This is a genomic window from Bradyrhizobium cajani, assembly GCF_009759665.1.
In the GTDB taxonomy this organism is placed as follows: Bacteria; Pseudomonadota; Alphaproteobacteria; order Rhizobiales; family Xanthobacteraceae; genus Bradyrhizobium; species Bradyrhizobium cajani.
This window is the reverse complement of the sequence record NZ_WQNE01000007.1, coordinates 84,707-104,500: the sequence shown is the minus strand read 5'-3', so window position 1 is coordinate 104,500 and position 19,794 is coordinate 84,707. Positions and strand designations below refer to the sequence as shown.

The 19,794-nt window shown below is 57.6% G+C and carries 16 protein-coding genes and 1 pseudogene; 10 read left to right on the top strand and 7 right to left on the bottom strand.

Annotated elements, in window-relative coordinates:
• Positions 1–31: 31 nt before the first annotated feature.
• Both GPL20_RS11510 and GPL20_RS40395 read left to right on the top strand, forming a co-directional pair.
• The gene (locus GPL20_RS11510; protein ID WP_157329627.1) at positions 32–577 is read left to right on the top strand and encodes a tetratricopeptide repeat protein; all 546 of its coding nucleotides are present in this window, start codon (positions 32–34) and stop codon (positions 575–577) included.
• A 316-nt stretch (positions 578–893) separates the two neighbouring features.
• A pseudogene (locus GPL20_RS40395) lies at positions 894–1,544 on the top strand (effector protein NopP).
• Between the two features lie 631 nt (positions 1,545–2,175).
• Here GPL20_RS40395 and GPL20_RS39465 read toward each other — a convergent pair.
• Positions 2,176–2,361 carry a hypothetical protein gene (locus GPL20_RS39465; RefSeq protein WP_100233314.1) on the bottom strand — a complete coding sequence of 62 codons (186 nt, stop codon included), beginning with the start codon at positions 2,359–2,361 and terminating at the stop codon, positions 2,176–2,178.
• Positions 2,362–3,082: 721 nt separating this feature from the next.
• Between GPL20_RS39465 and GPL20_RS11500 the strand changes: the two genes are divergently transcribed.
• From GPL20_RS11500 to GPL20_RS11475, 6 genes are all read left to right on the top strand, one after another.
• On the top strand, positions 3,083–3,832 hold the full coding sequence (locus tag GPL20_RS11500; protein WP_092302639.1) for a P-loop NTPase family protein: 750 nt from the start codon (positions 3,083–3,085) through the stop codon (positions 3,830–3,832).
• Between the two features lie 57 nt (positions 3,833–3,889).
• The gene (locus GPL20_RS11495) at positions 3,890–4,609 is read left to right on the top strand and encodes a hypothetical protein (protein ID WP_157329626.1); all 720 of its coding nucleotides are present in this window, start codon (positions 3,890–3,892) and stop codon (positions 4,607–4,609) included.
• Between the two features lie 2,330 nt (positions 4,610–6,939).
• Positions 6,940–8,010: a cytochrome-c peroxidase gene (locus tag GPL20_RS11490; RefSeq protein WP_157329625.1), complete on the top strand. Its 1,071-nt coding sequence runs from the start codon at positions 6,940–6,942 to the stop codon at positions 8,008–8,010.
• A 522-nt stretch (positions 8,011–8,532) separates the two neighbouring features.
• Positions 8,533–9,090, top strand: a complete 558-nt coding sequence (locus GPL20_RS11485; RefSeq protein ID WP_167532985.1) for a hypothetical protein — start codon at positions 8,533–8,535, stop codon at positions 9,088–9,090.
• A gap of 34 nt (positions 9,091–9,124) precedes the next feature.
• The gene (modC, locus tag GPL20_RS11480) at positions 9,125–10,249 is read left to right on the top strand and encodes a molybdenum ABC transporter ATP-binding protein (RefSeq protein WP_157329623.1); all 1,125 of its coding nucleotides are present in this window, start codon (positions 9,125–9,127) and stop codon (positions 10,247–10,249) included.
• Positions 10,250–10,303: 54 nt separating this feature from the next.
• Entirely contained in the window at positions 10,304–10,981 is a 678-nt protein-coding gene (locus tag GPL20_RS11475; RefSeq protein ID WP_309143193.1) for a DUF2478 domain-containing protein, read from the top strand.
• Between the two features lie 1,773 nt (positions 10,982–12,754).
• On the opposite strand, the gene GPL20_RS39460 is transcribed toward GPL20_RS11475, so the two are convergent.
• From GPL20_RS39460 to GPL20_RS11465, 3 genes are all read right to left on the bottom strand, one after another.
• On the bottom strand, positions 12,755–13,120 hold the full coding sequence (locus GPL20_RS39460) for a hypothetical protein (RefSeq protein WP_246250348.1): 366 nt from the start codon (positions 13,118–13,120) through the stop codon (positions 12,755–12,757).
• Between the two features lie 40 nt (positions 13,121–13,160).
• Complete coding sequence (locus tag GPL20_RS39455) at positions 13,161–13,430, bottom strand: phage integrase SAM-like domain-containing protein (protein ID WP_246250346.1); 270 nt, start codon at positions 13,428–13,430, stop codon at positions 13,161–13,163.
• A gap of 302 nt (positions 13,431–13,732) precedes the next feature.
• Positions 13,733–14,014, bottom strand: coding sequence for a hypothetical protein (locus GPL20_RS11465; protein WP_157329621.1), 282 nt, complete (start codon positions 14,012–14,014; stop codon positions 13,733–13,735).
• Between the two features lie 930 nt (positions 14,015–14,944).
• Here GPL20_RS11465 and GPL20_RS11460 point away from each other — a divergent pair.
• Positions 14,945–15,499: a peroxiredoxin gene (locus GPL20_RS11460; RefSeq protein WP_100233551.1), complete on the top strand. Its 555-nt coding sequence runs from the start codon at positions 14,945–14,947 to the stop codon at positions 15,497–15,499.
• A 6-nt stretch (positions 15,500–15,505) separates the two neighbouring features.
• Positions 15,506–16,054 (top strand): alkylhydroperoxidase, AhpD family, encoded by a 549-nt coding sequence (ahpD, locus tag GPL20_RS11455; RefSeq protein ID WP_157329620.1) that lies wholly within the window; start codon positions 15,506–15,508, stop codon positions 16,052–16,054.
• A 247-nt stretch (positions 16,055–16,301) separates the two neighbouring features.
• Here ahpD and GPL20_RS11450 read toward each other — a convergent pair whose 3' ends face one another.
• From GPL20_RS11450 to GPL20_RS11440, 3 genes are read right to left on the bottom strand one after another with little or no spacing between them, the layout of a single operon-like run.
• Positions 16,302–16,598 carry a ferredoxin family protein gene (locus GPL20_RS11450; protein WP_100233553.1) on the bottom strand — a complete coding sequence of 99 codons (297 nt, stop codon included), beginning with the start codon at positions 16,596–16,598 and terminating at the stop codon, positions 16,302–16,304.
• 37 nt (positions 16,599–16,635) lie between these two features.
• The gene (locus GPL20_RS11445) at positions 16,636–17,943 is read right to left on the bottom strand and encodes an FAD-dependent oxidoreductase (protein ID WP_157329619.1); all 1,308 of its coding nucleotides are present in this window, start codon (positions 17,941–17,943) and stop codon (positions 16,636–16,638) included.
• Positions 17,944–17,955: 12 nt separating this feature from the next.
• Positions 17,956–19,065 (bottom strand): electron transfer flavoprotein subunit alpha/FixB family protein, encoded by a 1,110-nt coding sequence (locus GPL20_RS11440; protein ID WP_100233554.1) that lies wholly within the window; start codon positions 19,063–19,065, stop codon positions 17,956–17,958.
• Positions 19,066–19,794: the final 729 nt, after the last annotated feature.

The window sequence follows — 19,794 nt, the reverse complement described above, 5'->3', positions numbered from 1 at the left end:
ACGTCGCCATTCGTGCTCGGCCTTTCCCCCCATGCTTGCCATCGTGCTGCTCGCAGGTTGCGCTAACTCGCACAAGTCGGGTCTTTCAGAGCAACCGACGTCCACGGCAGAGCTGGTCGGAGCCAAGGAGGTCGATCCTGGTATGCGCGAGCGCATCGCCCACGCCCTCGGTCGGGATACTGACGAGAAGGCTTTCCGCGATGCGCTGAAGCAACGACCGGACAATGTTGATGCCGCGATTCCGCTTGCGCGGGCTTTGCTGGCACGCAAATGCCCGAATGATGCGCTTGAGGTGCTCGACGGGATCTTATTGGCAGCCCCTGGCGACCTGCGCGCATTGAATGCCAAAGCAGTTGTTCTCGATCACGAGGGCCGACATCGGGAGGCCCAAGAGCTCTACCGCCAGGCTCTCGCAGCGGAACCCGCAAACCCGATGCTGCGGAATAACTTCAAACTGTCCCTCGCCATTGAAGCTAAGACGGAGACCGGCGGCGCCAACCCACCACCGCAGGCAGACGGCTGGCACTTCTCGGCGCTATCTCGAACGAGCCAATGTGGGAGCGGATCGGAATGGTAACGCCTTGATGCTTAGATGTCAGATTCCGACAGCTAGGCTTACCATCAACGCGGAACACTCAATCGGGGGCGGCCTCCCCGACCTCGTCGATACAAATGGGAGGGTTCATGTTTCAGCGCACCAGCAATTTATCCGATATCAAATGCGCTTCCGAGGCCGATGAAATGAGAACGCGCGCGACTAATGACCGGCACTACGCGTATCGCCCAAAGATTCGCTGGATATACTCTCATTCCTGAATTCGGCGCCATCGAGTTTCTCCTCTGATTCATTTTCGACTGCAGTCCGGCCATACGCGCCGGTCAACGAGCCACCGGTGGTTGAGATCTCAAGATCTTCATTCGGGAACAAGCTGGGAGAGTTTTATGGCGGAGAGAGCATATTGCTGCGAATCAGCAGCGATACTCTAGCTCGGGTGTCTCGAAAGGCTCAACGCACAGGGGACATTGCGTTTTGCTTCGGCACGAAGTCTGGGTCGGAGGAAGCGCGATATTTCACCTATCAGCTCGGGAACGAGAGCTCCTGAGAACGGAAGCCGTAGGTCGCCCGAGGCGAGCTGTTCAGGCGCAAAAATGATTGGCACGAAACATTTCCTGCGTGAGATGAACTCACCTCAATAATAGATTTCCGGGCTACTCATCCGCTTGTCGATAACGCGGGCGATATCTTGCTTGAACATCAGCTCCGGATCGACGGCACGAACCGCTCGTCCTCTCTCACTCTTTCAATCCGTGAGCGAAGCCCGCGCAGCAGCGTTTGGCTTGTTGAGTTAAGTGACCCGATGATGGTGCTTGATCCCACCAAGAACGATGGCAAATGGAAACACAAAGGATGCAAATGGCAACGAGCGGGCAAACCGCCTTTGTCTCTTGCCGCAACTGAACACAATGGCGGCAATGCCAGGTGTACCGAGAGTGCGGCAAAGCCCTCGAACGATCCGTATGGTGATGAATATGACTTTATGTAGAGCGCATAGGCTCTCCACGAAGATAACCGGAGTCATTGGCCAGATCGACTTTGGGGAGGTCAGCCTCGCATCTCATGCTCTTCGCCATATAATTCTTGATCAATGATTTCTGCATCCGAAGGGGACGGCGGAGTTGCGCTTTTGATAAGCCGGAGTTTCCGTTTTCCTTGCGCGGCGCAACATCGGATCTTCCGGCTGTCTAGCGCGCGCGGACATTCATCAGGCGATCATTGCACACATCTGAGCTCCCCGCGGCTAGCAGATTTACTCGGCATGCCCCTCTTAGGGTCGGCTTTAGGGCTTAATGTTTGCACGGCACCGCGACGAACGGTGCCCAACCAAGGAGTCCTGCTTGCTGAATGCGAACGCATCATCCCTCCGGGCAACGTAGCGGCGCGCTTGGCACAGCGTCGACGAGGGCGAAAGCAATCCACAGAGCTGAGCTATCCGGTGGTTCGACGAGGTCCCGGGATATGCTGGCGGAGATGATGAAGCTGTTCGAGCGTTCTATTCGAAGCTCCGCCTATTAATTCTCAGCGCGGCGCTTGCGCGACTGGATCGTTTGGCCAGCATTGCCTTTCATGATCCGACCTATTGGCCCGATGGTGGATACTTTCATCGTCGAGCGTAATCAAGCAGGACGTGCAGCAGAACAACTGAAGTATCTCTCGATCTCTGCGATCGCGCGTTCCTCCCACTCTGCAGCTTGCGCTAGCAATGAGTCCCGTTGGATTGGCCGAAATGCGGCGGACTGACGGCACAACGAAGCTATCGCGCGATAGCGGCGCACGTTTTCCATAACGGCCGGTCCGCTCATATGTGGATCTCCTCCCCTGCTATCCCGGGCAAGAACTTACTCAAAAACCGTTTTCGATCCCTTAGCGGTTGGAGTGGAAGCCGTGAATGGTTGGCAGAACCTTGCCGGCATGACGGAGGCCGATAATGAATGTATTCCACAAGGAGCCACATCCACATAAAACCTGGCTCTGCAGTGCTCCATCAGGGCGCCTCTGCACCCCGTTGGAGCTAGCGCGAGCGAGGCACGTTTCGGCCTGCAATAATCGGGATCACTGTGAACTGGCCTGCCTTTGGAATCCTCACTAACCAATTTGAGCAATCCGTTTATTGGTGATTTGAAAGACAGAGAGCCGGTGCTTTGTCGCCATCCTTTTGCCTCCATAAAGAGCAAACGGCACACAACTGTGGACTTTCTCAGTCTCATCGGAGCTAGATGGCGGCGTCGATAGATAACCTATGGCAATCGCAACGATCATCACAGGCAGAACGTTGATTCTTGGCCAGCCGCTTACAAACCTCACGTAGATCACCACTACAAGTGATTTACTCCCCATTTTCGACCTGCATCGTCGTTGCAATCTAAGGACGTCACTCGCTTGATGTTGACAATGTTCATCGGTTGCAGAGCTCTCGCATCCGAAGGTTCATTGGCCCTTCTTTCTGCCATGTTCGCACCCAAAGCAGAGACGCGCCGGTTGCGCAGTTCGCGACGGCTATAGCGAGTGTCTCAGGAGATTTACATGGTGAAGCCAGTTGTAATTGTGGTAGGTGCGGACAAGGGAGGAGTCGGCAAAACGACCGTATCACGAACGCTACTGGACTACTTCAGCGTCAACAACGTGCAAACACGCGCATTCGACACGGAGTCGCCGCGGGGAACGCTGAAGCGCTTTTATCCCGAGATCACCGAGATCGTTGACATGACGACGACAGCGGACCAGATGAAGATCTTCGACACCCTGAACTCAGGGCTGTCCGTCACTGTCATTGATGCTCGCGCAGGCTTACTTTCTTCTGCGCTGGCTTCCTTGCGCGACATCGGATTTCTGGACTCGGCGCGGTCTGGCCAAATAACATTCGCCGTGTTCCATATCTTGGGATCATCCATCGCTTCGCTGGACGAGATCGCGGAGACCGCGACCTTCATGAGCGGCGCAAAGTACTACCTAGTCAAGAACTTCATCAACGACACTCAATTCTTCCAGTGGGATCAAGCGACCTATAATTCCTATTTTCATCGCATCAAACATGCGACTGAGTTGGTCATACCGAAGCTTAACGAGATGGCTTATGAGCAGGTGGAAGTCGCATCAGTCCCATTCATAGACTTCGTCGCAAACAAGGGGCGGAACGATGAACCCGCGAACAACTCCTTCGTGCTGCGCGGTTATGTCCGGCACTGGCTGGCAAATGTCTGGAGCGAATTTGATCGCATCAACTTGACGGAATTGGCCGGCGCCAAGTCCGCCACCCGAGCCGGCGAGAAGTAGCCGCATATTCGCCGAGTCGGTCGGGCCCACGTACGAAACGAAATTGATCTGCTGGCTATGTTAGCAACTCCCATCTACATCATTTGCTCTCCTAGCCCGCAGGTCGGTAAAACTCTCATCGCTCGGGCCATGAGCGAGTTCTTGCTGCTGAAAAACGGCACAGCGCTGTCGTTTGACGTCAACTTGAAAGAGCCGTCGTTGCTCGACTACCTCCCCAACATCACGGAGACTGCGGATGTGATCGACACTTATGGCAAGATGCAGCTGATGGACCCTCTTATTATCCACGACCGGGTAGCCAAGGTGATCGATCTCGGCTTTCACGCCTTCGACGAATTCTTCAGGATGTGCGAAGAGATCGGGTTCATGAAGGAGACGGCGCGCTGCTATGTCGCCCCCATCATCCTCTTCGTCGCGGGCGCTGACCGCATCTCCTTTCGAGGTTATGAAATGCTGCGGCGCCGAATTCCGCCGGCGTCGCTGGTCACCGTCCACAATGAATTCGTGCTGCGTGGCGAGTTGCCTGAAGCGATGGATGGCGAGCGGGTGCTTCGGATTCCCGCGCTTCCAATGTTCCTCAAGAGATATATCGACCGGGTTAGCTTTTCCTTCACTGGATATCTGCGCAACGAGAAGGACTGGTCAACCGAGCTGCATCAATGGATCCGACGGAACTACAGCATGTTTCGCGATCTGGATTCGAGTGTGATGCTGCGAAAGGCCTATCGATCTCGTGGCACGGACATTGACAGCCTACGTTACACAAGGGCTACTTGAGATTCCGATCTGATCGCCATCTATTCGTCCGGCCTATGAGTAATCGATGGCGCTCTCAACGGGACGCGAACGCATGAATTGCGGTATACGAATCTTCAGTGGACTGGGCGTCTTTGCTCGCCGAAAGAACAGGCGGGGAAGTCGCATGTTCTCGGATGCAATTATTCGGCAGCAATGCGGAGCCAACGACTGGCCGCTCGATGACTATCGCTATGCTTGATACTCCAGGGACGAAGCATCTGTGATGACTTCAATTGATGCTGCACTAAGTGAGATCAGATCGCTGCGGAGCGAAATCTGGCGGTGCCGTCGACTCCTTAAACGGGACCTACCTGCCGCGGAGCGCACGGCCGTTGAGAATCGTCTGGTTGAACAACTTTCTGCCTTTGAACGGCTCCTGTCGACGGCGTTTCCTTTGACCCTTGAGCCCGAAACGGTATTCGGCCAGGAGCATCACGATCGGGCAAACTGATTCCCCTGAAGCGCCCATCGACAACGTCGTAACGGCAGTTCCTTCGGGAAGTCGATCGGCGGATAACAAAAGAGGTTTCCTGGCTCTATCTGTATCTTGAGCCCGGGAGCCGAAACCAGGCTATCCTCCAGCTGAGAAACCTGAAGAAGACCACGACGGAACACCCTCCAACGCTAAGGTTCCAGCGATCTTTTGCCAGTTGTAGCCGACTTAGCCACCTGCCCGGAAAATACTTGATTGCCGACCACAACGCCATAGATTGATGGGCTGCACGATTCCTGCAGATGTCGGCCGTAGCCACCGCAGTTACCCAGATTGTCCTTCCGACCAGCTATGGGACCAAGCCGATGGCAATCTCAAGGCGGGCCCAAAGTCGGCGGATGGCTGCAGCGCTGAAGAGCGCAACTGCTTCAGTGCGAAATTGTCAGAGCGCATTGCAATCTCGTAGTACGCGTGGGCGCACATCGATCGCTGATCGGGGCCAATCGATCCACGGAGCTCGGCCCCCGGATAGATGAACTGCGGCCCGGCAGGCTGATGCTTCAGCCCGATCGACTTTCGGCCACGCTGGCCAAACTCTGGCCCGCAGGTCTGAACACCTCACTGTCGCTCAATTTCTGCGACTGCCACTCGGACGCCTTCACTCTCGATGGAGGACGACCGGAAGCCTATTGAGACGCCGTCTTGGTCCTTCGTTTCTCTCCGCCGCAATTGGCATCATGCGGCGGCATTCGCTGCGTAAATTCTTGAAATTGTCCCTAAGGCAAAAGATGGCTACCTCCACATCGCTAAGCCCTCTAAAGCGGTCACAGAAGCGCATCAGGTCTAGTCTGCATGACATTAAGACTTGCTCGGTCCCACGATCTCGCGCACGAGCTTGTTCTGTGCACCACGTAGCTGCGATCGCGATCACGATCGCAGCGAGGGCGGATGCACAGCAATGCGCATTGCAAATCCAGCTCATTCGTCGCTCTTGATTCACCAAACCTGTCTTAAGCCGCATATCCTTCACTGTTATTCCTTGCCCCGCGAGCGTAATCTGTTTGCCGGATTGGGCGCCTCGGCAGCCATGATCGCGCCTGTTGCGGGGCAGCCGCAATGATTACGGCCTCCGAATCATCGTCCCACCACGCGCAACACGCTTATTGCGAAGACGGAGGTACGACAAAGATCGGCCGTTTAGCGCATGTGTGGCGATGCTGTCTCCTCCGTGGCGTTCTGCTTCGCAATGCCTACAACCTGACGCCACGGTCGATTCAAGCACTTTGAGCGTCCGGCACGTGTGAATACGTGCTGAGAAGGGCATACCCACATTGGTGGCAGTAGGACGACTTCTGACAACTACACGCCTGACCGACTGCCCCGCGGCTAGGAACGTCACTGATGTTGGTGGCGATCAGCTTAGTGTGGGGGTTGAAGGCTCAAAGCGCACGCATCGAGGCGAGCAGCGAGAAGCTGCGCCGGCGCAGCTCGCTTTGTTCGCGGTCTCAGCCAGCTGACCTGCAGAGTCAAAGAGTGCCGTACGAGTGAGTTTCCGAGAAGCACGGAGGCTCGGACCGACAGGCCAGGATTTCTGTGGCTGGATGATGATTCGTCGCACCTTACCGTCGATTCGACATCCTCGAGCCGCTCGCTGCAATTCACAGTGCGCAATTGCTTGGAACCAGCTCAGCAGGCTTCGACCTTGAGCCCCTGGCACACCGGTTGCTTTAGCACCGGCGGAGCGTCGGCCTGGGTGCAGCCTAGCCCAGCATACGGAAGACACCATTCGTTGACTGCTGCGCGTCGTTCTGCGGGCGGACGCGGACGGAGCGCTATGTTTGCGATTCCACGATCTAGGAGAAAAGCGAGACATCACATGAGGAAAATAGCGGTACGCGAGCTTTCCAGGGCCGGTAGGTTAAGTGTTGTGGCCTCAGCCATTCTGGTTTCCTCCGCCGCAGGCGCCAATGAGGATTTGATGCGCGTCGCCAAGCGGATTTTCGAGCCAATTCCCTCAGCCGCTCCAGCGGTGAGGGACAATCCTATCACCCATGAAAAGGTCACACTTGGCAAATCCTTGTTTTTCGATTCGAGGCTATCGGCGAGCGGCGTTATTAGCTGCAATACGTGTCATAACCTCGGGACGGGCGGGGTAGATGCCGGCCCGAGGTCGATTGGTCATCGTTGGCAGCTGGGGTCACGTCGTGCGCCAACGGTCTATAACGCAGTCTTCAACGTGGCGCAGTTCTGGGATGGGCGAGCGGCGGATCTTAAGGCGCAAGCCGCAGGCCCTGTCCAGGCCAGCGTCGAAATGAATGCGACGCCCGATCACGTGCTCAAAACATTGAATTCAATGACCGATTATGTCGTTATGTTCAGTAAGGCTTTTCCAAACGAAGTGGCGCCCGTTACGTTTGAAAATTTCGCCAAGGCCATCGAGGCTTTCGAGGCAACCTTGATTACTCCCGCCGCCCCCTTCGATCAGTACCTCGAGGGCGATGAATATGCTCTCAGCGATCAGCAGAAAACCGGGCTAAAGCTATTCATCGAAAAGGGATGTTCCTCTTGCCACAACGGAATTAACGTCGGTGGACAGGATTATTTTCGCTTCGGCATCGTTAAGAGGCCAGCCGAAGGCCTGCTTCCAAAGGAGGACAAGGGTCGTTTTGCCGTCACTAAGGATCTCGGCGACGAGTATGTTTTCCGCTCGGCGCCGTTGCGCAACGTCGCATTGCGCCCCCCCTACTTTCATTCTGGTCAGGTTTGGAGTCTTAAGCAAGCGGTCGGCGTCATGAGTGAGGTTCAGCTTGGAGCAAAGCTCAGCGATGAAGAAACTGACGAGATTGTCGCCTTCCTGAATTCGCTCACCGGGCAGCTGCCGAAGATCGAGTACCCGATACTGCCCACGCGCACCATTGCAACGCCAAAGCCCTCCTTAGACAAATAGGTCTTCACGATAGCGACCCCCTAGGCGGTCCAAGCCGGAGCATTCAATAGGCTCAAGTTGCGGGCCTCGAGCCCGAACCCGTCGCCGACACCAGAGTGCCTTAGGGACCGGTCAAATCATCCGTCTTGGGCAGCTCAATCCTGCGTCGACTCGCGAGGCAACGAAGGCCCGCGCGCCCTGAAATACGTCGGCAACCCGTGCTGCTAGGAAGACGTCCTGCCGTAGCTCGCGGGCACCGCATATCATCTAACATCAGTCCTTTTTCCAAGCGGCCGGCCGCCGACTTCTCCTCCGCACAGATCGGAACGGCGCCAGATCGGGTGGCATGCACTTGTCCTTCATTGACGAGTTTTACGGCCGCATGTTCGCCAAAGCACCATCCCCAATCCAAAAGGCGATGGATCATCCTCACCTTCCATGCGGTAGCTCCTACATTGTGCGCATGGTGACGCGAGCGTCCACAGTCCTACAATAAGAGGTGGCGATTTAAGATGTCGGGTGGAGACGGATACAAACCCTCCCTTGCCGCAAGACGCGCAGATATTTTTTGAAACGGCACGCGGATTGCTGGGTATGGATCAACCATTCCCCGCCAAGGAAGGGGCGCGGGGAGCCGGAGTTTCAATGAGATTTATCCGATTCATCCTGATCGATCTGGCTTTGATGCTGCTCGCACCCGAGAATGCAGAAGCCATGACTGTGGCTTCCGGCGCAAACGTCAAATCGTCTAGCAAAGCCGTGGGATCCTTGATGCGGACTTTCGGCTCAGTATTCAGCTCTGGGCTGAGCCGACATCTTTACCGCCAAACCTCTCAAGTGTCGCGATTTGGACCTTCAACAGAAGGCGCCGGGCAGGCGAAGCAGGCTGAATACTCCGCGCTAAGGGACAGGCGCTTTGCCTCTCATTGGCAAGCGCGCTGGGAAGCGTCCGACTGTCACGATCCTCACGGCGCGGAGATGCTCAAGAAGCGTCTGATCTTAACACAGATCTGCAGTCCGCCGCCGCAGCTTGTGCCCTCAGGCGAGCAGAGATGCCGTGAGCGGCACAGGCTGGATTATCTGCAGCGATTGTGCTCGTGACCTGCACAGGAATATACAGCACAGGCGTAGGTTCATGCGAGAAGCAAAAACGGGCTATATTGAGGTTGCCTTCAACGACTCTCTCGGAAACATTTCGCTTGATGCGCAATTCAGCCTACCAGCCAAAGGCGTCACAGCGATTTTTGGTCCGCCCGGGTGCGGCAAGACCACACTCGCGCGCTGCATCGCTGGCGTGCAGCGTCTGCCCAGCGGATTTTGTGCGGTCGATGGAGAGATTTGGCAGAACGAGACGACGTTTCGACCGCCTCATCTGCGTCCCCTCGCATATGTATTCCGACCACCAATTCCTCTTTCGCATTGGTCTGTACGGCGTACCCTCCTATACAAGGCGTCAAAATCGACACCAACACTAATCGATTTTGATGGAGTGGTCGAATTGCTCGCCTTGTCGCCGCTGCTCGAGCGTTCGCCATCACATCTTTCCGCGGCCGAGCGACAGCGCCTTGCCCTTGGCAGCGCGCTGTTGGGCCAGCCTCAGCTACTTTTGCTGGACGATCCACTCATTGTGCTCGACCGCTCCGCCAAATGCGAGATCCTGCCATTTCTCGAGCGCATGCGGGAAAAGCTCCCATTGCCGATGATCTACATCACCCATGATATCGCTGATATCGAGCGTTTTGCCGATCATCTTGTCATGATGAAAGATGGCGTCGTGACTGCGGCCGGGCCGCTCAATGTCGTTCAGAGCGATCCGGCGCTAGCTGGGCGCGGCGAAGCGGCAGTCTGTCTTGATACCTTGGTCGGCGGCTATGACGGACGCTATGGGCTGATCATGCTCCGCCTCAACGGGGCGCGCCTTCTGATACCTGGAGTGCCGCTTAGACCGGGCGCGCAGCTGCGGCTGCGCATCGCAGCCGGCGATGTCAGCATCGCGTGCGAGCCCCCACGGGCAAGCTCTATCCTCAATGTATTTCCGGCACGCATCAAAGCCTCTCTGCCGTTCGATGAGGCGGAGGTCACCTTGGTCCTGGCTCTTGAAACTGGCCGTTCTGGCGTGCCGCTTTTGGCGCGCATTACGCGCCGCTCCTTTGATGCGCTACGGCTCAGCAATGGAGCGAACGTTTTTGCGGAGGTCGCGCGCGCCGTTCCGCTCGCGGCTGCCGAGCGGTGCTTGCAACGCCTGCCACGATCCGCATGAGAGCGTTCGACAGATATGCCCCGATACGAGAAACACATCAACAGGAACCCGGCCGTGATCGATAATCTGGATGAGATAGATCCGAATAGTGTGGGCGCTATTCTCTACCGTCCAAAAGACGATGTGGATGGGCTACTCGCTGATTTTGCGCAGGATATCGCGCAGCAAGGCGTACGCATCGGCGGCATCGTGCAGCGACACGCGAGGTCCGAAAATGGCACGCACGTCATGCTCGCGATCGACGTCGCGACAGGACAAGAGATCTCGATTTCCCAGCCACTCCGCAGCGGAGCGACGTCCTGTAATCTCGATACAAATGGGCTCGCCGAGGCCGCAGCCGTCGTTTCCAAGGCACTTCGCAACAAGATCGATCTTCTCGTGGTCAACAAATTCGCCAGACAAGAAGCCGCTGGCCGGGGCCTGCGCACCGAATTCGTTGACGCGATCACCCGAGGCGTACCAGTCCTGACAGCCGTTCCAAAAAAATGCCTTGCCGACTGGCGAACCTTCACCGCGGGGGTTGGCACGCTGCTGCCTTGTGATCGTGAATCCTTGGAGCAGTGGTGGTGCGAGATCTCAACGCGCCGGGGGCGCCGCGGGGCCTTCAGCCCCAGCTGCGGCTATTTGGGGACGATGATACCGGATCGCTTGATGACGACAGTGAGACTGTCGACCACGTCGTCTCCGAAATCGCCCATCGGGCTCTTTCGCCACCTCCGAAAACAGCCCTAGCTCTTGCGTCCGCTCTCACGCTCTGCGCCACCGCGATGCTTTGCGAACTGCAGATTGCGGACCTCCTATGGCGAGAGTTCGACCAGCTGCTTGTTCCGCCGATATCAACCCCTCAGTCGGTTCTGCAGTGCCTGCTAGTCGACGACGAGATTGCTTAGGTTCAGGTCTGGCTGACGTCTTCCCGCTAACCGCCTCGCCAGCGCCCGCGTACCGTCGAGCACAAAGACACCGCAATCGTAGCCGTTCCTCTGCTGGCGTATGAGGGCTTTTTGCAGGTTGTCTCAGGCTCCCACCCGCGCTGCGAGCATTGCTGCGGGTCTGTCATTGCGTCCCCGGGCGGAGTCGTAGTGGTCGGCGAACGGATTATTGTGATCGCGGCGGTCCACCAGCAGCAACGACCAATGGGACCCGCGGTCATCGAGGTCCATGGTGCTGGCGTCATTCACCGCCCGAACAGAAAGTCGGCCGTGTCGTTACCATTGGGATCATCGACAATCTGATGGAATGCGGATAGCGCGTCGGCGTTGCTACCCTGGCCCACCCGAAAGGCCATGAGATGATCTACAAACCGGGTCCGAGCGGCAAGATTTGATTGCTCGCCCACAACTCCTGCGCCAGGAGTTAGTAGTCCCCCTGGATATGCTCGTCGCCCAGCCAGTCCCTGGCTCCGAGCACCCGCCCGCTGCGGTCGCCGGCAGAGGCACTCGCAGCCGAACCGCCGACCCTGGCCTTAGGAGCCGAAGATGGGCCAGCATGATGGATCAGCTGAGCGTCCCGGCGTCCTCGCGGACCCAACGTGATAGAGTAGGTCCCCGTTGATGGAGACCGGCTGGGGAGCCATTCGCGAACTCGGCAACGGCATTTTATTGTCCAGTACATCGAACAGGAAATCCGGCACCGGCTGTGAGCCATGCTGCCAATCCTCGCCGACGAGATGTCCGATATCCTCCAGCTCTTGAGGTACGCCTGATGGCCCGATGAAGAACGGAGGTGTCCCGGCAGGGCTCTGCACCGGCCCTGACTGGGCATCGTCACGCATGTCCTGCGGTGTGGACGGCAGGTCAACCAAAGAACCGAGACCCCGATAGATGTCTGAGGACCGAGCCGGCTCACCCTTCGGCGTTGGAAAGTCGAAATAGGTCGGCACTTGTGGGGACCAAGTTGAGCTCGCGGCTCCTGCCTGCTGGCCTGCCCAAACGGGCCTACCATCGGCGGCCACTCACTTTCGGACGGCGGCGTCGGCAAATCTCGCATCCAGGTCGGGATGGAGGTTGAGTCCGAGCCTGCTCTTTGCTGAGGAGAGGGTACACCCAGCGCTCTGTTTGCCTCGACGACTTGCGCATACTGCCTGAGCTTCTTGAGAGTCACGCCAGATTTCCCTTTGGCTTCGACGTAAGCCCTGTAGTCTGCATCCAGCGAGCGTTGCTGCTCATTGTTGCCGTTGATTCGGCTCGCGATGCTCTCCCTACCCTCTGCGCGGAGCCAGCCACTGAACTTGCGCTGCGCCGAGGCAGTATCCTGAATGGTTTTTAACCCGGGTCGAGCTTGCTTAGCTCTTCGTCGGCGAGGCCCTCAATGAGGCGGGCGTCGTCGTCGTAAGGGCGAAATCCTTGTTGGGGCTCGAGACCTAGGTATTCTCTAAATGGATCGAGTGGGGCCGTCCGCTTTGTGGCTTTACTGAACGCCGCATAATCTGCGTTCAATGACGATTGCTGCGCAGGATTGCCGCCGATTCGGTCCATGATGCTCGGCCTGCCCTCCCTTTGAAGCCAGTCACTGAAAGAGCGTAGGCGGGAAACCATCGTCGAAACGGCGGCTTTCCTTCTTGGTCGCGTCAGATCCAAGGTTGGACAGAGCGTCGGTCAAAAAGTCATCGATCGTGGAGATGTCCTCCGGATGAGCCGACAATGTTTCGCGTCCCATTAGGCGGGCCCCAGCACCGACAGCTTGGAGCCCGTCAGCCCCGATCCTGCGCAGATGAGACAGCGCCGCACTGAGGCGGTCTCGATCATCGCCGCCAGCTTCAACGTACTCGTCGATGTCGGCGGCGAGCGACCTTGGTTCATTGAACGCCCGAAGAGCCAATGGCCCTTTATTCTGTGGTCGGAGCCAACGAGCAAACGTGTTGAGCGCCTGCACGTTGCGCTCATCTGGGGATGCATCGGTTACTCTCGCGTATTCACAAAAGCTGGGGGCGGAATGGGATTTCCAGCCTGGAAATTCCGGAGTGTTGCCAATGCTCCCCCACATAGTTCCTGCTATTGGCGCTCGCCACCTTCATAAATTCATCCTTATAGGCGGCCAGCCGATCAGCGTTGCCAAGCAGGTCCTTTAGCGTGATGCCTTTGGGTCGGAGGAACTCGCTGAACATTCGAAGTGCCGTCACGTAGTTCTCAATGGTCTTGGTCTTACGGTGCGCGCTACCCAATGCTGTCTTGAACTCTTGCAATCAGCTCCAGGTCCTCTTCGGACGGTCGACTGCGCTTTGCGAAATCAATGCGGAGCTCTGAATAGATGGCGTCGCCGCCCGACGACTTCTCACGGCGACTTCCTCCAAAGACCTTGCCGAGCCCTGATTTGACCCGCGAGAACAGTCCACGGGACTTGCTCTCCCTGGCCCGCGCCTCCGGTTGTGCCTCCGACGGCGCTGTGTAGCGCATGCTCCTGAATGGCCTGCCCCGCAAGTCAGATTGGTAATCGCTTGCGCCCGAGCCGAGATAAGCGTGCGCAACATCGACGCTGTAACGCGTACTACTGGAGGAATTGTCGCAGGTTGGACCTGGGCGGCATCCGCATCGAACCACCAATGTCCGTACGCTGGATATTTTCAGGCGACCGGGCGGCTGGAGCCTCGGGGGAACTCGCCGGAGGCGAACTCTCCTCAGCAGAGCGGAGTTGCAGCTCACCCAACTGCTGCTCGAAGCCATCTTGATCTGCAGGCTCGGCATCGGCCCCTTGCCGCGCACGCTGCAGCTCTTGTTGCCCGGCGTACCAACGCATCCAATAGTTCGGATCGTTATAACCCGGTTCCATACCACTCTCCCTAGATGACACAATTCTTCGTAGCCGCCGCCCCAGAGCTCACACTCCGGTGCACCGACCACAGAGACTCCAGCTCAAGAAAGCCGGCCGATCAGATCGATGCCTGAACAAAAGAGACCCCCATCGCACGCCGCTCCGAGCTCGTGCATTTCTCACACCTGACCAATCTTGCCTGCTGCAGCAGAGCACCCGCTCCTGAGTGGCCTCGATAAAAACAGAAAACAGTCCAAGAGAAACGAAAGCCAACTTGCCTCATCGGAAGAGCAATGGCGTTCGCGTACTACTCCCGGGCAAGGTCGCATACGGCACATTGGAATCGAAATTGGGCTGATCCATTGCCGTTGGAAGACCTAGCGGGATTTGATGCCTGCAACTGACAGTTCTGATTCGCATTCACTTCTTCACGCGAATGTCCTCACATCCGCGACAAACCGGGGCGGTCCTGCACAGCCACATACCCAATGCACCTAAGATCTTGAGACCTTGAGGTCTCTCCTTGTGATCATGAAGCTTCAGAGTGATCGCCGCGCGCAGCTATTCACGCCGCGATACAGCCGCTCTTGTTTACGTCAGATGCTACGAACCTCGCGCTTCGTCAGATTCAATATTTGCATTAGATCTCGGCAGGCCGACCGCCACTTGGCACACTGATGGCGAGATGAGGTAGTGCTCTCGAGGGACGCAGAACGGGCTTTGACCAGACGCTTGCAGGCGAACATCTTAGGCGATTGCGCAAAGCAAGACTGTTTTCATGAGCTTTGGCAAGGAAGCGCTTGGCTACGGATTTTCGCCGATCGACGCTCCAAGCACCCGAGCTTGCCTGCATCAAAGCCGCAAGACTCCGCTGCTGAGAACGGATGGCATATAGCTTGCTTCAACAGTGAACTCAGCTTCTACAAAAAGCAAACTTGTGAGGACAGCATGCTCGGAATTGGAAGTCAGTTGCCGCCATTCGAAATCACAGGCGTGAAGCCCGGTTTTCAAGCGCACGAAGAAGGAGGACAGAGTGCATTCGAGACGCTGACCGAAGCGAGCTTTCCAGAAAAATGGAAGATCATCTTCTTCTATCCCAAGGATTTTACCTTCGTCTGCCCGACAGAGATCGCTGAGTTTGCCCGCCTTTCCAAGGAATTCGCCGACCGCGATGCGGTTGTACTGGGTGGTTCGACTGACAATGAGTTCTGCAAGCTCGCTTGGCGCCGCTCACATGTCGATCTGCACAAACTGCCAATCTGGCAGTTTGCCGACACAAAGGGAACGCTCGTCGATGCTCTTGGCGTGCGTTCACCCGAAGGGGTTGCCTATCGTTACACCTTTGTTGTTGACCCCCAAAATACGATCCAGCACGTCTATGCGACCAATCTCAGTGTCGGCCGCAGTCCTAAGGACACTCTCCGCGTTCTGGACGCGCTGCAAACCGACGAGCTCTGTCCTTGCAACCGCGAAATCGGCGGCGAAACCTTGAAAGTTGCTTGAGGCAGCATGTCGTCGATCGAACAACTAAGCGACACGATTCCCGATTTCGCGAAGGATGTCAGGCTTAACTTGACCTCCTTGGTGGCCGATGAGACGCTTTCGTCGCAACGAAAATACGGGCTGCTGCTGGCGAGCGCAATTGCCACCCGCAATGCAGCCCTGATTGCCGCGATGGAATCGGCTGCGTCCACTGTGATGACATCTGTGGCGATCGCCGCAGCGAAAGCCGCAGCCAGCTTGATGGCGATGAACAACGTTTATTACCGCTTCGCTCACCTTGTTTCCAACCCCGAATACAAAGCGATGCCGCCACGACTGCGTATGAACGTGATCGGCAATCCCGGCGTGGACAAGTCCGATTTCGAGCTGTGGTCGCTTGCGGTCTCCGCCATAAACGGCTGCGGTGCCTGCATCGATGCCCATGAAAGGACACTGAGAGACGCGGGCGTCAATTCCGACGCGATCCAGACCGCCGTGCGCTTTGCCGCGATCATGCAGTCAGTGGCGATCGCAATCGAGGCCGCTGGGCCCAACCCCTCTCAGGCGAGCGGCTGACCCTCTCATGCGAGGGGCTGATCCTTCCTCTGCCATCCGATCGACTGCATTGTGGCGCCACTCAGTAACGCCACAACCAGTCCTTCGCGGCTCCCGCACAAGCGACCCATCTGCACGCCATGGTTTGTGCAGCGTCCCCACGAAGAGTGTCTTGCTCGAATTCCAGCCGCCGCGCAAGTGACGCGGAATGCGCCACTGATGCGGTGAGACCCTATCGCCTAACTCGCACCACGGCCCTGTTTCACCATCACCCAAACTTGAATTGTACCCCGTATCCGCCGCGCGGATGGCTCCATTCGATGTCGCCGGTGGGCTCGGCGATGACGCGGCAGGTACCGCACTCGATGCAGCCGTCAACTGTTATCTCGACTTGGCCATCGTCGTTGAGCTCGTAGCATCGCGCGGGGCAGGCTTTCAAAAGTGCAAGTAGCTGCGGCGATGGTGTCGTGTGCGCACGGACCTTGACGTGAGGGTGACCGATATCGACAAGATAGCGGTTGTAATACAGCTTGTCTTCGACGCGCACTAGAGATTCGACATTCATGCTTTGACCTTCCATCGTTGGGCTCACACTGTCGCGGTCAGCGCCAGGCCCGGGCAAAACGACAAGCATCGCCGAACAGACCTGTCCACGACCGCGCCCTGACAAAGGATTTCAGGGTCGCCTTCTCCTTCTCAGCCTTGGGCGTACCATCGACGCGCACAAAGTTTTGCATCGCCTTGGAGATTAGCTGCGGATAGGTGAGAAAGAAGTTTTGTGACTGGGTATGCATTAGGGGCGGTAAATCCTTGTACTTCTTCAGATCTTTGATGACGAAGGAATCGTCTAGCATCTTCTTGTAGATCGATAGATTTGCTGCACTCACCGGCTCGCCGCGCGATTTCACGAGACCTATCGCTTCGGCGGCGATGCGGCCGGAAGTCATCGCGAGATTGGAACCCTCACGATGAACGGCATTGTTGAGTTGGGCCGCATCGCCCACTACGACCCAGCCTTCCCCATAAAGCTGCGGGATCGACTTGTACCCGCCTTCAGGGATGAGGTGGGCCGAATACTCCTTGACTTCGGACCCTGCTATCAGGGGCGCCACGGAGGGGTGCCGCTTGAATTGATCGAGCAGGCCGTAGGGCGTCTGGCTCGTGCGCTGGAAGTCGGCGACGAGACAACCGATGCCGAGCGAAATGCACTCTTTGTTGGCATAGATGAAACCCATTCCGGTCATGCCGCGGGAAATGGTACCGGCCGCCTCGATCACGACGCCTTCATCGCCCCTAAGATTGAAGCGCGCCTCGATAGTCTCGCGGGGCAAGAAGTGCATCTCTTTCACCGCGAGCGCAACGTTGTCGGGTCTCGGTCGCGCGCGTAGGCCCGCGCGCGTCCCGAGTAGGCCATTGACCCCCTCGGCCAGCACGACGACATCGGCATGTATTTCGCCGTCTCGACGATCTGTACGAACACCGACGATCCTTTCACGCTCGCCCCGTACGAGCTCGGTGACGGTCGTCTCGCACAGCAAGGTCACGCCAGCCTCCCGCACCTTGGAAGAGAACCATTTGTCAAACTGGGCGCGTATAATCGTGTACCGGTTCGGCCGTTCCTCGTTGAAGTCGTCTGAACGGTAATGCATGCCAACATGGGAGCGATCGTCCATCATCCAGAACCGCTGCTCAATCAGGTGACGTTCGAGCGGCGCCTCCTCTCGAAACTCGGGGACCAGCTTTTCCATCATGTCGGCATAGAGGATGGCGCCCTGCACATTCTTCGATCCGGGATATTCGCCGCGCTCGAGCTGCAGCACCTTCATGCCGCGTTTGGCCATGGTCAATGCCGCCGCGTTGCCGGCCATACCGGCTCCGACCACGATCGCATCGAATCTCTCTTCAATCATTATCATCTCCTTCTAGACAGCGATCCGGGCGCGCGAATTCGGCAAAAGCCGAGCGCGAAATGCGGCCGTCAGCGCCGGTAGCAATTGAATGGCGTCACTGACGATCGCGAGATGGGCGAAGTCAAAGATCGGAGCGTTCTTATCAGTATTGACGGCGACGATCAGATCCGCACCCTCCACGCCAACCCGGTGCTGGATCGCGCCGGAAATGCCGGCGGCAATATAGAGCTTCGGCCGGATGGTTTTGCCCGTCTGGCCGATTTGCCGGTCAGACGTAACCCACCCTTTTTGCACGAGAGGACGCGAGCAGCCATATTCAGCGCCAAGCAGAGTTGCGAGCTCGCGCACCAACCGAAAGTTCTCAGGCGATCCCAGTCCCAGGCCGCCCGCAACCACGACATCGGCATAGGCCAGATTGGAGGTCTCTGCATCGCGGTCGGGTAGGAACGACAATACCTTCGTGACAATGTCATCTTCCACAAGACCGAGCGGATGGACGATGATACGAGCGGCATCGCGTACGACGCGCTCAGGCATCGGCATGACCCGCGGTCGGACGGTTGCCATCTGTGGACGATAATTCAAGGTATAGATCGTGCAGAGCAGCGAGCCGCCAAAGGTCGGACGCGTCGCCGCCAGCGAACCATCGGCGTCGACGTCCAGCGCGGTGCAGTCGGCTGTGAGCCCCGTCGACAGAGTCGTCGCCACGGAACCTGCGAGATCGCGACCGAGCGTCGTCGCCCCCAACAGTAGGATCTCGGGCTTGTAGGTGTTGACGAGTTCGGTTAGCGCTTTGGTGTAGGATTCATTGCGGTAATCCGACAAAACATTGTCGCTCACGAGATAGGCCATATCGGCGCCATAGCAAAATGCGTCAAGCGCGGCGTTACGTGTGTGCTGCCCCTCCGGACCGATAACGACAGCAGCAAGATTCACCTTTAGCCTGTCGGCCAGCCTGCGGCCCGCCCCCATGAGCTCCCAGGAGACCGGATGCACCCGGCCGCGCTCCAGCTCAACGAAGACCCAGACGTGCTTGTAGGCCTTAAAGTGCTCCGGCAGTTCTTTTTTGGCCCCTGCGCGACCGGCCGCCGCCGGCATGGCCGTTCTGGTGACATTGCTCATAATCTAAATTCCCCTCAAAGATAGGCGCGCCCGCGCCACAGGTTTGCTTTTTGGCTTCGATAACTGAAGATCACTTTCGGTCAGCGAAGGGCCGGCTGCTCTGCCCCTGCTTGATCCGACCGGGCGCACAACAAGAGGCGTCGTCGCGATAGACGTACCGGTCCGGCCGGATTTGGAGCGGTCTTCCACACTGGACGCTTGCGCGCCAGGTTCGACGAGCGCCACCGCAGCGGCCAGGGCGCCGCGGTGGTTGTGACCGGTCGCTTCCATGCCTGAGTTGGCGACTCCGTTCGCTGCGCAATACCTGCGCCTCACTTTCGGCCCACCAGCTCCACATTGACTGTGACGACGAGCGCGATCCTGGCAACGCACCTGTCACGCGATCCATGCCGAGCCTCCAGCGCCGACAGCCCGTATGGGCCCGCGTTGGCCCTCTTCCTGACGCATGTTGCTATCCGCCATGAGATGGATACAAATCTGAGCGGAATCCGGGGCCGACTTGATCCGGACGACGCTGGGCATACCCTCTCCGAGTGTAGCGCGAACGGGCAACTTATCCATTGACCACCATCTCACCGTCCATACGGAGCTTTGATCGTGTCAAAGACCGTTTCGAACGGACCTGGCGCGATCGTAGGCCACGAGATGATGGCGCAGGGCTCGGCAGGCACTAAAAGCAGCATCATAAGTCTTCCTTCAATCTCATCTCGGACGACTACCATCTGTCGG